Annotated in this window: 16 protein-coding genes and 1 pseudogene; 14 read left to right on the top strand and 3 right to left on the bottom strand. The window is 64.6% G+C overall.

Features of this window, described 5'->3' with window-relative positions:
- Positions 1–148 precede the first annotated feature (148 nt).
- The 7 genes from rpmH to ALII_RS0106345 all read left to right on the top strand — a co-directional run bounded on the left by rpmH (position 149) and on the right by ALII_RS0106345 (position 5,556).
- Complete coding sequence (gene rpmH / locus ALII_RS0106375) at positions 149–283, top strand: 50S ribosomal protein L34 (protein ID WP_024586493.1); 135 nt, start codon at positions 149–151, stop codon at positions 281–283.
- A gap of 34 nt (positions 284–317) precedes the next feature.
- Complete coding sequence (gene rnpA / locus ALII_RS0106370) at positions 318–656, top strand: ribonuclease P protein component (protein WP_024586492.1); 339 nt, start codon at positions 318–320, stop codon at positions 654–656.
- A gap of 20 nt (positions 657–676) precedes the next feature.
- Positions 677–2,503 (top strand): membrane protein insertase YidC, encoded by a 1,827-nt coding sequence (yidC, locus tag ALII_RS0106365; protein WP_024586491.1) that lies wholly within the window; start codon positions 677–679, stop codon positions 2,501–2,503.
- A gap of 131 nt (positions 2,504–2,634) precedes the next feature.
- Positions 2,635–3,186 (top strand): fasciclin domain-containing protein, encoded by a 552-nt coding sequence (locus ALII_RS0106360; protein WP_024586490.1) that lies wholly within the window; start codon positions 2,635–2,637, stop codon positions 3,184–3,186.
- Positions 3,187–3,317: 131 nt separating this feature from the next.
- Complete coding sequence (gene yihA / locus ALII_RS0106355) at positions 3,318–3,974, top strand: ribosome biogenesis GTP-binding protein YihA/YsxC (protein ID WP_024586489.1); 657 nt, start codon at positions 3,318–3,320, stop codon at positions 3,972–3,974.
- A 28-nt stretch (positions 3,975–4,002) separates the two neighbouring features.
- Positions 4,003–5,283, top strand: a complete 1,281-nt coding sequence (locus ALII_RS0106350) for an amidohydrolase family protein (RefSeq protein WP_024586488.1) — start codon at positions 4,003–4,005, stop codon at positions 5,281–5,283.
- A 9-nt stretch (positions 5,284–5,292) separates the two neighbouring features.
- Positions 5,293–5,556 (top strand): hypothetical protein, encoded by a 264-nt coding sequence (locus ALII_RS0106345; RefSeq protein WP_024586487.1) that lies wholly within the window; start codon positions 5,293–5,295, stop codon positions 5,554–5,556.
- 7 nt (positions 5,557–5,563) lie between these two features.
- On the opposite strand, the gene ALII_RS0106340 is transcribed toward ALII_RS0106345, so the two are convergent.
- Positions 5,564–6,430, bottom strand: a complete 867-nt coding sequence (locus ALII_RS0106340) for an AraC family transcriptional regulator (RefSeq protein ID WP_024586486.1) — start codon at positions 6,428–6,430, stop codon at positions 5,564–5,566.
- 161 nt (positions 6,431–6,591) lie between these two features.
- Here ALII_RS0106340 and ALII_RS0106335 point away from each other — a divergent pair, with 161 nt between their 5' ends.
- From ALII_RS0106335 to ALII_RS0106305, 7 genes and pseudogenes are all read left to right on the top strand, one after another.
- Positions 6,592–8,040: an aldehyde dehydrogenase gene (locus tag ALII_RS0106335; protein WP_024586485.1), complete on the top strand. Its 1,449-nt coding sequence runs from the start codon at positions 6,592–6,594 to the stop codon at positions 8,038–8,040.
- A 57-nt stretch (positions 8,041–8,097) separates the two neighbouring features.
- Positions 8,098–9,294: an amino acid ABC transporter substrate-binding protein gene (locus ALII_RS0106330; protein WP_024586484.1), complete on the top strand. Its 1,197-nt coding sequence runs from the start codon at positions 8,098–8,100 to the stop codon at positions 9,292–9,294.
- Between the two features lie 103 nt (positions 9,295–9,397).
- Positions 9,398–10,264 (top strand): branched-chain amino acid ABC transporter permease, encoded by an 867-nt coding sequence (locus ALII_RS0106325; RefSeq protein WP_024586483.1) that lies wholly within the window; start codon positions 9,398–9,400, stop codon positions 10,262–10,264.
- On the top strand, positions 10,261–11,220 hold the full coding sequence (locus ALII_RS0106320; RefSeq protein ID WP_024586482.1) for a branched-chain amino acid ABC transporter permease: 960 nt from the start codon (positions 10,261–10,263) through the stop codon (positions 11,218–11,220). Before ALII_RS0106325 ends, ALII_RS0106320 begins: the two co-directional genes overlap by 4 nt.
- Before the next feature lie 202 nt (positions 11,221–11,422).
- The gene (locus ALII_RS0106315; protein WP_024586481.1) at positions 11,423–12,154 is read left to right on the top strand and encodes an ABC transporter ATP-binding protein; all 732 of its coding nucleotides are present in this window, start codon (positions 11,423–11,425) and stop codon (positions 12,152–12,154) included.
- A pseudogene (locus ALII_RS23070) lies at positions 12,147–12,851 on the top strand (ABC transporter ATP-binding protein); the annotation flags it as partial. The gene ALII_RS0106315 and the pseudogene ALII_RS23070, both read left to right, overlap by 8 nt.
- 830 nt (positions 12,852–13,681) lie before the next feature.
- The gene (locus ALII_RS0106305; RefSeq protein ID WP_029660267.1) at positions 13,682–15,142 is read left to right on the top strand and encodes an aldehyde dehydrogenase family protein; all 1,461 of its coding nucleotides are present in this window, start codon (positions 13,682–13,684) and stop codon (positions 15,140–15,142) included.
- Between the two features lie 39 nt (positions 15,143–15,181).
- Here the strand turns inward: ALII_RS0106305 and ALII_RS0106300 are convergent, their stop codons facing one another.
- Both ALII_RS0106300 and fdhD read right to left on the bottom strand, forming a co-directional pair.
- Positions 15,182–15,478 carry a formate dehydrogenase subunit delta gene (locus ALII_RS0106300; RefSeq protein WP_244437344.1) on the bottom strand — a complete coding sequence of 99 codons (297 nt, stop codon included), beginning with the start codon at positions 15,476–15,478 and terminating at the stop codon, positions 15,182–15,184.
- 31 nt (positions 15,479–15,509) lie between these two features.
- A complete protein-coding gene (gene fdhD, locus ALII_RS0106295) occupies positions 15,510–16,331 on the bottom strand; it encodes a formate dehydrogenase accessory sulfurtransferase FdhD (protein WP_024586477.1) in 822 nt (273 codons plus the stop codon).
- Positions 16,332–16,351 lie beyond the last annotated feature (20 nt).

Here is a 16,351-nt window from a genome sequence, read left to right as displayed (position 1 = left end):
ATCGATTGACTCGCGCGGGCGATCTTTCTATAAGCCGCGCACGCTCGGGCCCAGGTTCTGGCGCGACTTATGTTGCGCATGGCCGGCCGAAGCTCCTCGTCCGATGAGACAGCTACCAAGAAGGGCCGCACCCCGCGGTATTAAATAAATGAAGCGTACCTACCAGCCGTCCAAACTCGTCCGCAAGCGCCGCCACGGTTTCCGCGCGCGCATGGCCACCAAGGGTGGTCAGAAGGTCATCGCTGCCCGCCGCGCCCGCGGCCGCAAGCGTCTGTCCGCGTAAGTCGTCGCGGGCCGGGCGCCATAGGGCAACGGGATTGACCGACCGGCCGCACGAAAATGCACCGGCGCGCCTGAAGAAGCGCGCCCAGTTTCTGGCCGTTCGCCGGGGCGAGAAGCGCCGGGGGCGGCTTTTTCTGTTGGAGGCGATGCGGCGTGACGACGCGGGAGAACCGCGTCTGGGCATCACCGTCACCAAGAAAGTCGGCAATGCGGTGGTTCGCAACCGCATTCGTCGCCGGTTGAAAGAAGCCGTTCGCGTCCATGCGGCGCGTGACATGGCGTGCGGCACCGACTATGTCATCGTCGGCCGCCGCGAACTGCTCAAGACGCCGTTCGACGAATTGAAGGCAGAACTCTCCCGCCGATTTCGCTGAGCGGGGATAGGGATTCCTTGATGGAAAACAATCGCAACTTCTTCATCACCATCGCGCTTTCCGTCGTGATCCTGACCCTCTGGCAGGTGTTCTACATGAACCCCCGCATCGAGGCGCAGCGCGAGGCAGCCGAGATCCAGGCGCAGCAACAGCAGGCGGCCACCCCCCAGGGGCAGGGCTCCAGTGTCGCGCCCGGTGATGGAGACGTGCCGAGCGCGCCCGGGACGCAGGCCGAAGTGCCCGGCGGCGGAGCCCCGTCGGCCGCGCCGCAGACGCGCGACGGCGCCATCGGCGCGACCGATCGCATCGCCATCGACACGCCGCGTCTTTCCGGCTCGATCAACCTCACGGGCGCCCGCATCGACGACCTGTTGCTGAAGGACTACCGCGTCACCGTCGAGCCGAATTCGCCGAACATTTCGTTGTTGAACCCGTCCGCGCTCGCCAACGGCTATTATGCCGAAGTCGGCTATGTCGGGCAGGGCAATGCCGGCGCGGTTCCCGGACCGCAGACGGTCTGGGCCGTGGAAGGCAATCCGCAGCTCACGCAGGACGCGCCGGTCACGCTGACCTACACCAACGATGCAGGCCTGACCTTCGAGCGCACCATCGCGGTCGATGCGGACTACATGTTCACCATCTCCGACAGCGTCACGAACGCCGGCGGCGAGCCGGTCGAACTGATGAATTACGGCCGCATCACGCGCGTCGGCACACCCGACATCGAAGGCATCTTCGTGCTTCACGAAGGCCTGATCGGGGTGACGGGGGAAGAGGGGCTGCAGGAGATCGACTATTCGACGCTCGCCGAGGATCGTCAGATCACGCCCGGCAAGAGCAATGATGGCTGGCTCGGCATCACCGACAAATACTGGGCGGTGGCGATGGTCCCGTCCGATGGTCAGGCGTTCCAGCCGCGCTATTCCTATTTCGACGATGGCCGCGTCCGCTACCAGGCGGACTATTTGTCCGACGCGGTTTCCGTCGCGCCCGGCCAGTCGACCGAAATCGAGACGCGCGTCTTCGCCGGCGCCAAGGTGGTCGGCGTCATCGACGCCTATGAAGAAGCCTATGGCATCCGCCAGTTCGAACTCCTGATCGACTGGGGCTGGTTCTATTTCATCACCAAGCCGATGTTCTTCGTCATCGACTGGTTCTTCCGTCTGTTCGGCAATTTCGGCGTTGCCATTCTCGCGACCACCGTTCTCGTCAAGCTCATCTTCTTCCCGCTCGCCAACAAATCCTACGTGTCGATGGCGAACATGAAGAAGGTGCAGCCCAAGCTGATGGAAATCCGTGAGAAATACGGCGACGATCGGATGAAGCAGCAGCAGGAGATGATGGAGCTCTACAAGAAGGAAAAGATCAATCCGATCGCCGGCTGTTGGCCGATCCTTCTCCAGATTCCGGTCTTCTTCGCACTCTACAAGGTCATCTACGTCACGATCGAGATGCGCCACGCGCCGTTCTTCGGCTGGATCAACGATCTGTCGGCGCCCGATCCGACTTCGCTGTTCAACCTCTTCGGCCTTCTGCCCTACGACGTGCCGTCCTTCCTGATGATTGGCGTCTGGCCGTTGATCATGGGCATCACGATGTTCGTGCAGATGCGCATGAACCCGACGCCGCCCGATCCGACCCAGGCGATGATCTTCAACTGGATGCCGGTCGTCTTCACCTTCATGCTGGCGACGTTCCCGGCCGGCCTCGTGATCTACTGGGCCTGGAACAACACCCTGTCCGTTCTCCAGCAGGGCCTGATCATGAAGCGCCAGGGCGCCAAGATCGAGCTTTGGGACAATCTGTCCGGCATGTTCCGCCGAAAGCCCAAGGAACCGGCCGAGTAGGCAATGGATAAAAAGCCCCGCCGCAAGCGGGGCTTTTTTGTAGTCACAGTTAGGTGAACCTCGAAACTGGACGCTCAGCCCTCCCGTAACTGCCGATGTCAACGACACAACAACGCTTTGGGAGAGGCATTATGAAAAAGCTTTCGATCACGACCCTTCTGGTATCGGCCGCCGTCGCGCTGGCCATTCCGGCATCCGCCCAGCAGAACCCCACCGTCGGCGGTGCGCCGATGCTCGTCGAGCGCAACATCGTCGAAAATGCGGTGAACTCACCGGTCCACACCACCCTCGTCGCCGCCGTCCAGGCCGCCGATCTCGCCGGAACCCTGTCCGGCCCGGGTCCCTTCACCGTGTTCGCACCGGTGAATGACGCCTTCACCATGCTGCCTGCCGGAACCGTCGACACGCTCCTCATGCCGGAGAACAAGGGCCAGCTCACGAGCGTGCTCACCTATCATGTCGTTCCCGGCAAGCTCAGCGGTCCCGAGCTTCTGCGCCGTGCCAATGCCGGTGGCGGCGAAGCCCAGTTGACCACGGTCCAGGGTGGAACGCTGACGGTCGTGCCGTCCGGCCGCGGCGTGGCCGTGACCGATTCGAACGGGACGACGAGCGTCGTCACCACGGCCGACGTCAATCAGTCGAACGGCGTCATCCACGTCGTCAATCGCGTCCTCCTTCCCTGACAGGAAGAAGCGCACGGCCGGACAACAGATGTCCGGCCGAGCGGCTCCTGTCTGCCCGCGCTTGACAAGGCGGGCTGAAAGCTCAATGCCAACAACGGCCCTGACGGCCGTGGAGACTTGCGTTGAGCGATATGGAAGACCCCCGCCCGGCACCCATCGTGGCGGCACCGTTCCCGAAGAACTGGATCTTCATTCGCGGCGTCCCGTCGATGAAGTTCCTGCCCCCCGAAGGCCCGCCCGAAATCGCCTTCGCCGGCCGCTCGAATGTGGGCAAGTCGTCCCTGATCAACGGCCTGGTCGTCAGGAAAGGGCTCGCGCGGACGTCCAATACGCCCGGCCGCACCCAGGAACTCAACTATTTCGTGCCTGATGGGTACTCAGGCGAAGCAGGCGACCTGCCGCCGATGGCGCTGGTCGACATGCCCGGCTACGGCTTTGCCAAGGCGCCGAAAGCGCAGGTCGACGCCTGGACGAAACTCGTCTTCGATTATCTGAAGGGTCGCGTCACGCTGAAGCGCGTCTATCTCCTGATCGATTCCCGCCATGGCGTGAAGCAGAACGATTCCGACGTGATGGACCTGCTCGACAAGGCAGCCTGCTCCTATCAGGTGGTCCTGACCAAGACCGACAAGATCAAGACGGCGGACATCGAGCCGCTGATCGAAGAGACGACACAGAAGATCAAGCGCCGCCCGGCCGCGTTTCCCGTGGTCCTTGCGACCTCGTCGGAGAAGAACGAAGGGCTCGAGGAGTTGCGCGAGGCGATCATGTTGGCCTGCATAACCTGACCGGGGGTTGCGACCGGGAGAGGCGGCGATGAACTTCGATCTGATCGTCAAGGGCGGGACGCTGGCCGACGGCCGCACGGCTGATATCGGCATTCGCGGCGATCGTATCGCCGCGATCGCGCCGCAGCTTGGCAGCGATGCGCGTGAACTGGTCGACGCGACCGGTGACCTCGTCGCACCGCCTTTCGTCGACCCGCATTTCCACATGGACGCGACGCTGTCCTACGGCACGCCGCGCATCAATGCGTCGGGAACGCTTCTCGAAGGCATCGGCCTTTGGGGGGAGTTGAAGCCACTCTTGACGCATGAAGCGGCGAAGGAGAGGGCGCTCGCCTATTGTGACTGGGCCGTCTCGATGGGCCTTCTGGCTATCCGCACCCATGTCGACACCTGCGACGACCGGCTGCTCGCCGTCGAGGCGCTGCTGGACGTGAAAAAGACCGTGGCGCCATACCTCGACCTGCAACTCGTCGCTTTCCCGCAGGACGGTTTCTATCGCGACCCGACCGCGCGCGAAAACACGATCCGCGCGCTCGACATGGGCGTAGACATCGTCGGCGGCATTCCCCACTTCGAACGCACGATGGAAGACGGCCGCCGCTCGGTGACCGAACTGTGCGAAATCGCAGCCGAACGCGGTCTGCGCGTCGACATGCATTGCGACGAAACGGACGATCCGCTGTCGCGCCATATCGAGCAACTGGCCTGCGAGACGCAACGTCTCGGTCTGCACGGCCGGGTGAATGGCTCGCACCTGACCTCGATGCACTCGATGGACAATTACTACGTCTCGAAGCTCCTTCCGCTGATGGCGGAGGCCGAGGTCTCGGCGGTGCCGAACCCCCTGATCAACATCGTCTTGCAAGGCCGCCACGATACCTATCCCAAGCGCCGCGGCATGACCCGCGTGCCGGAGATGCTGAAGGCCGGCATTCGCGTCGGTTTCGGCCAGGATTGTGTGCTCGACCCCTGGTATTCGCTCGGCACCGCCGACATGCTCGACGTCGCCTTCATGGGGCTGCACGTGGCGCAGATGACGAGCCCGGCCGACATGCGCCGCTGTTTCGACATGGTGACGACGGAAAATGCCGCCATCATGGGGCTCGAAGGCTATGGGCTTGAGGTCGGAAATCTTGCGAGTTTGGTCGTGCTCGACGCCGGCGACCCGATCGAAGCGCTGCGCCTGCGGCCCGACCGGCTCTGCGTGGTGTCGAAGGGCAAGATCGTGTCGCGCAAGCAGCGCAACGATTCCCGCCTGACCATCAACGGGCGGCCGCAGAGCGTGCGGCGGCGGCACAAACTGGGCTAGGAGGCCAAAATGCGATCCGCGGTTCTGGCGTTTCTTGCCTTGGCTCTCGCTGCATGCACCACGATCACGCCCGAAGAACGCCGCGCGCTCGATGAGGAGACGTGCCGCTCCTACGGCTTCCGCGTCGGCACCGATGCCTTCGCGGGGTGCTTGCAACGCATCGATCTCGACCGCCGCGCGGAAGCACGCGCCAGCCGCGCCGAGTTCGACCGCTGGTCGCGCACGCCCGCTGTCGTCTACCGCCCGGTCTTCGTGCCCGTGCGCCGCGACTGAACACGGATCACGGCCATTCGGCGAAGCTGGGCGCATGCAGCGCAGGGCGGTCGGTCCGCGCATCGATGACCGCGCGGCGATAGCGGCCCGGCGGCGTGCCCGTCATCTTGCGAAAAAAGCTCGAAAAATGCGCCGGGTCCGAAAACCCGAGCGAATGGCCGAGTTGCTGGATCGTCAGCGACGATCTCTCCAGTCGCAGCATAGCCTCGCGCGCCAGCCGCTCCGAGACCAGCGCCTTCGGTGACTTGCCGATCCCGTCGGTGCAGATCGCGTGCAGCCGGTCGGGCGAGACGCCGAGCGCGGCCGCATAGCGCGCCACCGGCCAATGGTTGCGGAAATTCATCTCGACGAGCTGGCGGAACCGCTGCAGCAGGCTCATCCGCTCGCCCACCCCAGGCAGCGATTCCCGGCCGCCGGAAACGCGCAGCATCGAGACGAGGACGATTCGAAGAAGCGCCGACAGCAACAGGGCCGACGCCTCGCGAGGCTGTTGTCGCTCCGCGATCACGGCGCTCAGGCATCGTTCGATCAAGCCCAGCGCTTCCGCATGACCGGCAAGCGAAAGCGTGAAGTCCCGGTCGACCAGGTAGCGCAGGGCGACCGATTGCGCCTCGTCGCCGATGGCATCGACGAGAGTGTCGTCGCCGATCTGCGCCCGAAGCCCGGTCGCGCCCGCCTCGAGCCGCAATCGTCCCGGCTTCATGTCGCCCAGCCACAGCAATGCGGGCGCGGCGATGGCAAGCCTCTGGCCGCCGGCTTCCGCCTCGCCGCCGCCATCGGTCATGAGGACGAGCTGGCGTGCCACGCCGCCGGTCGCCCCGTTGAATGACCAGAACCGCGCGTGCAGTCCGCAATCGATTGTAGCGACATCCATCTTTTCAGTCCGCGTGGAAACCGGATTCTTACAATAGATCACCAGTTTTGTTCATATCAAGTGCGGGTGCCTTGCGCTTCAATCATCGGGTCGCCGGGAGAACGGAACTCCAAAGGAGCCGTGGCGGCTGAAGCGGAAAATGCGCTTCGCGGGAGGATGAATTGGCAAAGGCAGCGCGGATCGCGGCTCCCGTCGGGGAGGTCGTCGAAGCCCCCCATCTGGAGCGGGTCGGCCCGTTGACGGGGACGGTGGTCACGCGCGTCCATGGGTCGAGCGTTGCGGAAGCCCGGCATGCCGCCAACCGCGCCGCCGCGGCCTTCCCGAAATGGTCGCAGACCCCTCCATCCGAACGCCGTGCGATCTTGAACCGCGCCGCCGACCTCTTGCTGGAACGCACCGAACTGTTCGTCGCGAAGATCGCCGACGAGACTGGCGGCACGCGCGCCTGGAGCGAACTCAATTGCCGGCTCGGCGCGTCCATTCTGCGCGAGGCGGCGGCGCTCACCACGCAATTGACGGGCGAAACGATCCCTGCCGACAGGCCCGGCTCCTTCGCCATGGCTGTGCGCCAGCCCTGCGGCGTGGTCCTGTCGCTGGCGCCCTGGAACGCGCCGATCGTCTTGTCCGTTCGTTCGATCGCCATGCCGCTGGCCTGCGGCAATACGGTCGTCTTCAAGGCCTCGGAACTCTGCCCGGGCACGCATGCGATGGTGTGCGACATCTTCGCTGAAGCCGGGCTTCCCGAGGGCGCGATCGCCGTCGTTCACAACCAGGAAGACCATGCCCAGGAAATCGTCGAAGCGCTGATCGCGCATCCGGCCGTGCGGCGGGTGAATTTCACCGGCTCGACGCGGTCCGGACGGATCATCGCGGAGATTGCCGCACGCCACCTGACGCCTGCACTGCTGGAACTTGGCGGCAAGGCCCCGCTGATCGTACTCGACGACGCCGATCTCGACGAAGCCGCCCGGGCCGCCGCCTTCGGCGCCTTCTTCAACCAGGGCCAGATCTGCATGTCGACCGAGCGTCTGGTGGTGCAGGACAGCATCGCAGACGCCTTTCTCGAGCGCCTGTCCGCCGCAGTGAAGCGGCTTCGCCTTGGCGATCCGCGCGATGGCGCGAGCGAAATTGGGCCGATGATCAGCGAACAGGCGGCAGAGCGCGTCAAGGCGCTGATCGACGACGCCATGCAGAAGGGTGCGCGCCTCGTCGTCGGGGGCGAACAGCGCTCGGTCTGGCTCGACGCGACGATCCTCGACGGCGTGACGCCCAACATGCGCATCTATTATGAGGAAAGCTTCGGCCCCGTCGCCTCGCTCATCCGCTTCACCGATATCGACGAGGCCGTCTCGATTGCGAACGATACCGAATACGGCCTGTCCGCCGCCGTTTTCGGCCGCGACGTCACGCGTGCGCTCATGGTGGCGCAGCGTCTTGAGACCGGCATCTGCCACATCAATTCGGCGACGATACACGACGAGCCGCAAATGCCGTTCGGCGGTGTCAAATCATCCGGCCACGGCCGTTTCGGCGGTCGGGCCGGCATCGACGAATTCACCGAATTGCGGTGGATCACCATCCAGAGCGGACGGCCGGACTATCCGATCTGAAACCGAATTCCGGCAGGAGGATGCCGGGTCTTTGTCAACACTGGGAGGAAACAGGACATGATCAGACGCACGTTCATCGCACTTGCAGCCGGCGCCGCGACGCTGGCGCTTGCCGGCCACGCGGCCGCGCAGGAAACCATCAAGATCGGCGCGAGCGCGCCCAAGACCGGCCCGCTCGCGGCCGGCGCGACCGTCAGTCACTGGCCTAACATCCAGCTTTGGGTGTCGGAAGTGAACGGACGCGGCGGTCTCCAGGTCGGCGACCAGCAGATGCAGATCGAACTGGTCGAATATGACGACCGCACTTCGGCCGAGACCGCGGTCCAGAATATCCAGCGCCTAGCCACCGTCGACAATGTCGATTTCATCGTCACGCCCTATTCGACCGGCCTCAACGTCGCGACGGCCCCGATCATCGCGCGTTACGGCTACCCGCACATCACGACCAGCGCCATCACCGATGGCGTCGAGGAATTCGCCGGCCGCTGGCCGAATTCGTTCTGGATGCTCGGCACCTCGAAGGAACTGGCTGAGGGCACTGCCGCCGCATTGAAAAAACTGAAGGATGCCGGGGAAATCGGCAACAAGGTCGCGCTCGTCCATGTCGCCGACGCGTTTGGCCTCGAACTCGCTGGTGCCGGTAAGCCGGCGCTCGAAGCGGCAGGCTTCGAGATCGTTTACGAAGCATCCTATCCGCTCGGCACGCAGGACGTCGCCCCCATCGTCAGCCAGGCCAAGGCTGCCGCGCCGGACGCTTTCGTCGGTTTCTCCTATCCGGGCGACACCTTCGCGCTCACCGAACAGGCGCAGATCCAGGACCTTGACGTCGGCGCCTTCTATGTCGGCGTCGGCGCGTCCTTCCCGGCCTATGCCGGCCGTTTCGGCGCAACGGCGAACGGCGTTCTGGGCGCAGGCGGCACCAACCCGGATGACGAGAAGATCAAGGAGTACCGCGCCAAGCACAAGGAAGTGACGGGCGCGGACGCCGATTACTGGGCGAGCGCCGTGACCTATTCGGGTCTCCAGGTCCTCGAGCAGGCAATCGAGGCCGCCGGCACCAAGGACCGCGAAGCCGTCGTCGAGGCCATCAAGACCGGCACCTTCGATACCGTCATGGGCGAGGTGAAGTTTGAGAACAACGTCAACCGCAACCTCTGGACCGTCGGCCAGTGGAAGGACGGCGTCTTCTACGGCGTCGCCGCCAACGGCATCGACGGGGCGATCGAGCCGATCAAGAAGGAAGGCTGGGAATAGCACCGAAGGGGCGTCGTCCCGGCCGCTTCGCCAAGCGAAGCGGAGCCGGGATGACGCCCAATTCGCCCATGCTGCGACAGGGAACGAAGTGGTAATCTAGGAAATGCAGATCATCGTCACAGGCATATTGCTGGGCGGCACCTATGCGCTGATCGCGCTGGGGCTGACGCTGCAATATGGCGTCGCGCGCATCATGAACCTTGCCAATGGCGAAACCTTCGTCGCGGCCTGCTTCATCGCCTTCTGGCTGTTCACGGCCATGCACATCAACCCGCTTCTCGGGCTGCTCGTCATCGCGCCGGCCGCTTTCGCGATCAATTGGGCGATCTATTCGATCCTTTTGAAGCCTTTGGTCGATCGGGCGAAGAACCGCGGCATGCTGGAGGTGGATTCGATCCTAGCCACCTTTGGCCTGCTCTTCCTCCTGCAGGGCCTGATGCTGCTCGCGTTCGGCGGCTCCTACTTCTCCTACACCTTCCTTGCCGAGCGCTTCATGATCCTCGGCAATCCGTTCGGCCTCAACCGTGTGGTCGCCTTCGGCGCGGCGGTCGCAATCGCCATCGGGCTCTACTTCTTCCTCTACCGCACGCGACAGGGCACGGCCGTTCGCGCCGTCGCCGTCGATCCGAACTCGGCCAGGCTCGTCGCGATCGACGTCGCCAAGACCGCGGCCTTCGCCTTCGCGCTGGGTGGCGCGCTGACGGCCTGCGGCGGAGCGCTTCTGTCGACCTTCTATACGTTCAACGCGTCGATGGGCGTCGTCTTCACCATGAAGGCGCTGATCATCGTCATCATGGGCGGCGTCGGCGACATTCGCGGCGCGGTGCTGGCGGCCCTCATCCTCGGCATCACCGAGACGGCGGTCGCGAGCCTCATCGATCCCGGCCTCACCATCGCCGCGACCTATGCGCTCTTCATCATCGTCCTCCTCTTCCGCCCGCAAGGCATGTTCGGGAGGCAGACGACATGACGCTCGACCAGTCGGAAATCCGCATTGGCCTTCTCGGCGCGATCGCTGTCGCCGCTCTCGCGACGCTGCCGCTTTTCAGCCAGGGCTACTACCTCTCGCTCGGCGTCAATCTGATGCTCTACGCCGCGCTTTGCACGGCCTGGACGCTCTTCTCCGGCCCGACACACTACATCTCGCTCGCCACGGCCGCCTTCTTTGGGCTTGGCACCTATACGGTCGGACTGTGGGTCGACCACGTGCCATTCTTCGCCCTCGTGCTCGGTGGCGGAGTGGTCGCAGCCGTGCTGGCTGGGCTCGTCGGCCTCGCAACGCTCAGGCTCTCCGGCGTCTATTTCGTCATCTTCACGCTGGGCCTGGCCGAACTCGTGCGCCAGTTGGTTTCATGGACGCAGACCAAGGTCTCGACGCGAATGGGCCTCTACGTCTTCACCGATTTCACCGAGATGCACATTTACTGGATGCTGCTGGCGCTGACCGTGGCCGTCTTCGTCGCCGGCTGGCTCATCGGCCGCTCGCGGCTCGGTTTTGCCATGAAGATCATCGGCAATGACGAGACGGTGGCGCGCCATGTCGGCATCGACACCGCGCGGGCCAAGATCATTCTCTTCATGATCTCCGGCGCCTTCATCGGCATTGCCGGTGCCATCTCCGCTCCGCGCTACGCGTATATCGAGCCGCCATCGGCATTCAATCCGATGATCTCGTTCCTCGTCGTCATCATGGCTCTGCTTGGTGGAACCAAGCGTCTGTGGGGTCCGCTGGTGGGCGTCATTCCCTTCACCATCCTGTTCGATCAGGTCTCCGCGCAATTCCCGAACCACACGCCCATCGTCATGGGCCTTGCCTTCCTCGCCATCGTCTATCTCCTGCCCGACGGCGTGACCGGAAGGCTGGAACAGTTGCGCGCAAGGATGAAACGGTCGGAGAAGCCGGTCGGCGAGGAGAAGGTGGCATGAACGTGGCTTTCGCCCTCTTCGGTTCCAATTGCGCGGTGACACCCCCACCCCTTACCCCTCCCCACAAGGGGGAGGGAGTTCGCCGGCGTCGCGCCTGGCTGTACAAAGTCCGACAGTCTGCCTCGCTGACGTCTCCCTCCCCCTTGTGGGGAGGGGTGAGGGGTGGGGGTATGCAGGGCTCCAGCGTCAAAGGGGGTCGCCCATGACCGCCATCCTCTCCGTTAACCGCGCGCAGAAGAAGTTCAGCGGCCTCGTCGCCGTCAACGACGTCTCCTTCGACGTCCGTGAAGGCGAACTTCTTGGACTAATCGGACCGAACGGCTCCGGCAAGACGACGATGCTCAATTTGATCTCCGGCGCATTGCGCCCCAGCGCTGGCGAAATCCGGCTGAAGGACGAGCGCATTTCCGGCCACTCCGCGCACCATATCGCCCGGCAGGGCGTCGCCCGAACCTTCCAGCTCGTGCGCATCCTTCCGTCGATGACCGCGGAGGAAAACGTCATGGCCGGCGCCGTCTTCGCGCGCAACCGGCTATGGGGCGCGGATGCCCATGGTCTCGCCCGCAAGCTTCTCGCCCGCGTCGGGCTCGATGGCAGGGCGGACATGCCGGTCGCGTCGATGACCTATATCGACCAGAAGCGCATCGAACTGGCGCGTGCGTTGGCGTCCGATCCGCGCGTGCTGCTGCTGGACGAATGGCTGGCCGGCCTCAACCCGACCGAGTTGCAGATCGGCATCGCGCTGATTGACGATCTGCGCCGCGAAGGCCGCACCATCATCATGGTCGAGCACGTCATGGACGCAATCCGCACGCTGTGCGACCGCTGCGTCGTCATGAACACCGGCACAAAGATCGCCGAGGGCGACGTTGCGAAGGTCCTGTCCGAGCCGGAAGTCGTGCGCGCCTATCTCGGGGATGACGACGATGCTTGAGGTGACGAATCTCGGCGTCCGTTACGGCCGCCACCTTGCGCTCGAAGGCGTATCGGCGAAGATCGCCAAGGGCGAAATCTGCGTCATTCTCGGCGCGAACGGTGCCGGCAAATCGAGCTTGCTCAAGGCCATCGCGGGCCTCGTGAAGACCGAGCCCGGCACCGAGATCACGATGAACGGCAAGCCGATCCGGGGCGTCAAGGCTCACCGGATCGTCGAGGAAGGCATCGCGCTCGTACCGGAAGGCCGCGGCATTTTCGGCGACCTGACCGTGGCCGAGAACCTGCAACTCGGCGCTTTCGCCGGTCGCGCGCGGCAGGGAGAGGCGCAGACGCTGAAGCGCATCTACGAACTCTTCCCGCGCCTTGCCGAGCGCAAGAGCCAGATCGCGCGCACCATGTCGGGCGGCGAGCAGCAGATGGTGGCGATCGGCCGCGCGCTGATGTCGAAGCCCGATATCCTGATGCTCGACGAGCCCTCGCTCGGCCTGTCCCCCCTCCTGTCGAAGGAACTGTTCAAGTCACTGAAAGCCGTGGCCGCCACCGGTGTCGGCATCCTGCTCGTCGAGCAGAACGCCAAGCTCAGCCTCAAGATCGCCGATCGCGGCTATCTGATCGAGAACGGCCTCATCACCGGCGAGGACACGGCCGTCAATCTGATGAACGACCCGGCTGTCGCGAACGCCTATCTCGGCGGCGGCAAGGCGGACGATGCCAAGCGTGGCGCGAAGCGCGGCATCGCACTGCCGCCTTTCCTCGCCCTGCCGGCAACGCTCGAGGCGATGGGCGGGATGGCGGGCGACCTCGCGCGTCGCGCCGGCGCGATCCAGACGGCCTTCGTGCGCTATCTGCGCCGTGAAAGCGCCGCGCCGAGCGCCTTTGCCGGGCGCTACGACCCGAAGGCCGGTCCAGATCCGTGGGACGTCGCCGCCAGGGAAGCGGCACAGCCGAAACCGGCCTCCGCAGATGCCGGCCGCCTCTCCGATCAGGCGGGGGAACTGGCGCGGCGAGCGCAGGAACGGCTTGTCGCTCACGTGATGGCGAACCGGCTGACGCGCGGAGCCGGCACCCCGCAGCCGTCGGAGCGCCCGGCATTCGTCAAGCCGTCGACCGAGCCGCGCCGCCCGGAACTTGCGCTTGACGCCGCCGCGCTCTCCGACCGCGCGACCAGGCGCCTTGCCGCCCATGTCGCAAGCCGGCGCAAGCCGATCGAGCGGCCCGTCCTGCCGCGCAAGTCGGTCGTCGCGGCGCCAGAAAAGCTCAATGGCGGCCACGGCCTCGTTGGTCACAACAGCGCCGGCTTCGACATCGACGATGACGACGTGCAGGTCGCCGCAGCTCCCAAACGCATCGACTTGTCCGACGTGGTGGCGCGCGCCGCCGCCATCCAGGCCGAGCACGTCGCCGCGCGTCGCAAAACCCTCACCGCGTTCACGATCCCGCCGCAACCGGCGGCGAAGCTGGACGCCGATTCCCACCCAAAGAAGAAATCGCCCAAGAAGCGGAAGAAGCATAAGGAGGCTTGAAAATGGCTCGTGTTTTCGAAGGAATGTATATCGGCGGCGGCTGGTCCGCGACGAAGAAGACCTTCAAGGATCTGAACCCGGCCGACGGCTCGGTCTGGGCTGAGGTGCCGGATTCCGGCCGCGCCGAGACCGCTGCCGCCATCGAGGCTGCGCACAAGGCGTTCCCCGAATGGGCCGCGCTGCCCTTCTCCAAGCGCGCGCATTATCTCCACAAGGCGGCCGAGATCTGGGAGCGCCGCAAGATGGAAATCGTCGATGCGATCCAGGCCGAAGGCGGCGGCTGGTTCGGCAAGGGCATGTTCGAGACCGGCTACGTGACGGAAGTCTTCCACGCCGCTGCAGCGTCGGTCTGGAATCCGATCGGCGAGGTCATGCCGTCCGAATACGGCAAGGTGTCGATGGCGACGCGCCGCCCGATGGGCGTCGTCTCGGTCATTTCACCCTGGAACTTCCCCTGCATTCTCACCGCGCGCGGCTTCCTGTTTCCGCTCGTCGCCGGCAACACGATCGTCCTCAAGCCGTCCGAGGAAACGCCTTATCTCGGTGGCCTGCTCTTCGCCGAAATCTTCGAGGAAGCCGGCCTGCCAAAGGGTGTCTTCAACGTCGTCACCTGCTCGCGCGAAAACGTGGCCGAAGTCGGCGACGAACTGATCGAGCATCCTTACGTGAAGGGCATTTCCTTCACCGGCTCGACGGCCGTCGGCCGTCAGGTCGCTGCCAAGGCCGGTGCGCATCTGAAGAAGTGTTGCGTCGAACTCGGCGGCAAGGATTCCCTGATCGTCTGCGACGACGCCGAGATGGAGCGCGCCACGCAGGCTGCAAATTTCGGCTCGTTCATGCATCAGGGTCAGATCTGCATGTCGGTCGAAAAGGTCCTCGTCCACGAGAAGATCTTCGACGATTTCCTGGCGAAGTTCGTCGAGCGCGCGAAGAAGCTCAAGGTCGGCGACCCGACCAAGAGCAAGGAGCACATCATCGGCCCACTCATCAACGACAAGCAGGTCGCCAAGGTAAAGGAACAGCTCGACGACGCCATCGCCAAGGGCGCGAAGGTGGTGCTCGGCGGCAAGATCGAGGGCCGCTTCGTCGAGCCGACGATCCTGACCGGCGTGACGTCGGACATGAAGATCTACCAGGACGAGACCTTCGGACCCGTCGTGCCCGTCATTCCGTTCCGCACCGATGACGAGGCGATCGAGATCGCCAATGACAGCGAATACGGCCTCTCGGCCGGCGTCATGACCCGCGACGAGGGCAGGGGACTTGCCATCGTCAACAAGCTCGACACCGGAAATTGCCACATCAACTGCTCGTCGGTGAACGATGAGCCGCATGTTCCGTTCGGCGGTTTCAAGGCGTCGGGCGTCGGCAAACACGGTGGCCGCTGGTCGCTTGAGACCTTCACCGAGACGCGCTGGATCACGCTTGATCGTGGCGGTCGGCCCTATCCGCCGATGTTCTGATCGAAACGGGAAAGGCCGGGCAATTGCCCGGCCTTTTTCTTACCCCTGCGATGCGGCGATGCGCGATTTGGTTTCGCCGGATGCCTCGCCCTTGTCGCCCGGCACGCTGGCATTGGCCTGGTGCGCCTGCTCCGGGCTGATCGGTTCGCCCGGGCGACGGATCGTGGCGGCGGCTTCCAGCACGATCGGCTTCAGCCCTTCGCCGCCCTTGTCGACCACTTCGAAGAAGTGACCACGCATGCGTGGTTCCCAAAACTTGTTGATGTGCTCGGCAACGCCCGCGACGCCCAGATCGTGCGGCTTCGACTCGAAAAAGGTGCCGATCTGGTTCGCCATGCGGATCAGCTTCGTATAGGGGTTGAAGGCCTCATGCGACATGGGAGCTGCTCTCGGGCGTCAGACGTTCGGGATGGGTGAAGATGTCGAATTCGTCACCGCGCACCAGCGCGACGAGGCTCATGCCGGCGTCTTCGGCGGTGCGGATCGCGAGCGCCGTCGGTGCCGAAACGGCAATGATGAAAGACGCGCCGATCGCGGCGGTCTTCTGCACCATCTCGACCGAAACGCGGCTCGTGACGACGACCGCTCCCGTCGAACCGTCCACGCCTGCCTGCGCCAATGCGCCGGCAAGCTTGTCGAGCGCATTGTGCCGGCCGACATCCTCGCGTGCCAGGATGACGCCGCGGCCCGGAACGTAAAATCCTGCAGCGTGTACGGCGCCGGTTTCCTTGTGGAGCGGCTGCACCTTGGACAGGAGCCGCACTGCTTGCGTGATGTCGTGCGCGGAAAGCGCCAGCGCCGCGTCGGATACGCCACGCACGGCACGCATCGCCTCCTCGATGGATTCGATGCCGCACAGCCCGCAGCCCACCGGCCCGGCAAGACGCCGCCGCCGCGCCTCGAACCGCGTGTTCGCCTTGTCGAAGAGGCGGATTTGGATGTCGATCCCAGCGCCATGATCCTCGACGTCGATCGCCTCGATCTCGTCAGGCGACGCGATGATGCCTTCCGTCAGCGAGAACCCGATCGCGAAATCCTCGAAGTCGGCCGGGGAAGCCATCATCACGGCATGCGTGGTGCCGCTATAAGACAGCGCGACCGGCGTTTCCTCGGGAACGTTGCGATCCGCCATCGAGGTCCCGGTCGTGCGGTGTGCGAGGCGGGGGAGGGTGGTGATTGGATTGCGCATCGCTAGGCACCCCCCTCTGG

This window comes from Aliihoeflea sp. 2WW (assembly GCF_000497755.1).
In the GTDB taxonomy this organism is placed as follows: Bacteria; Pseudomonadota; Alphaproteobacteria; order Rhizobiales; family Rhizobiaceae; genus Aliihoeflea.
This window is presented reverse-complemented; position numbering and strand designations above follow the sequence as displayed.

What these genes read in the sequence shown, in the direction of transcription:
- ALII_RS0106325 (WP_024586483.1), top strand. Translation starts at nt 9,398, where the DNA reads ATGCAGATCATCGTCACAGGCATATTGCTGGGCGGCACCTATGCGCTG.
- yihA (WP_024586489.1), top strand. Translation starts at nt 3,318, where the DNA reads ATGGAAGACCCCCGCCCGGCACCCATCGTGGCGGCACCGTTCCCGAAG.
- ALII_RS0106340 (WP_024586486.1), bottom strand. Translation starts at nt 6,430, where the DNA reads ATGGATGTCGCTACAATCGATTGCGGACTGCACGCGCGGTTCTGGTCA.
- ALII_RS0106330 (WP_024586484.1), top strand. Translation starts at nt 8,098, where the DNA reads ATGATCAGACGCACGTTCATCGCACTTGCAGCCGGCGCCGCGACGCTG.
- ALII_RS0106305 (WP_029660267.1), top strand. Translation starts at nt 13,682, where the DNA reads ATGGCTCGTGTTTTCGAAGGAATGTATATCGGCGGCGGCTGGTCCGCG.
- rpmH (WP_024586493.1), top strand. Translation starts at nt 149, where the DNA reads ATGAAGCGTACCTACCAGCCGTCCAAACTCGTCCGCAAGCGCCGCCAC.
- ALII_RS0106360 (WP_024586490.1), top strand. Translation starts at nt 2,635, where the DNA reads ATGAAAAAGCTTTCGATCACGACCCTTCTGGTATCGGCCGCCGTCGCG.
- ALII_RS0106350 (WP_024586488.1), top strand. Translation starts at nt 4,003, where the DNA reads ATGAACTTCGATCTGATCGTCAAGGGCGGGACGCTGGCCGACGGCCGC.
- ALII_RS0106300 (WP_244437344.1), bottom strand. Translation starts at nt 15,478, where the DNA reads ATGGCGAACCAGATCGGCACCTTTTTCGAGTCGAAGCCGCACGATCTG.
- yidC (WP_024586491.1), top strand. Translation starts at nt 677, where the DNA reads ATGGAAAACAATCGCAACTTCTTCATCACCATCGCGCTTTCCGTCGTG.
- ALII_RS0106315 (WP_024586481.1), top strand. Translation starts at nt 11,423, where the DNA reads ATGACCGCCATCCTCTCCGTTAACCGCGCGCAGAAGAAGTTCAGCGGC.
- ALII_RS0106320 (WP_024586482.1), top strand. Translation starts at nt 10,261, where the DNA reads ATGACGCTCGACCAGTCGGAAATCCGCATTGGCCTTCTCGGCGCGATC.
- fdhD (WP_024586477.1), bottom strand. Translation starts at nt 16,331, where the DNA reads ATGCGCAATCCAATCACCACCCTCCCCCGCCTCGCACACCGCACGACC.
- ALII_RS0106345 (WP_024586487.1), top strand. Translation starts at nt 5,293, where the DNA reads ATGCGATCCGCGGTTCTGGCGTTTCTTGCCTTGGCTCTCGCTGCATGC.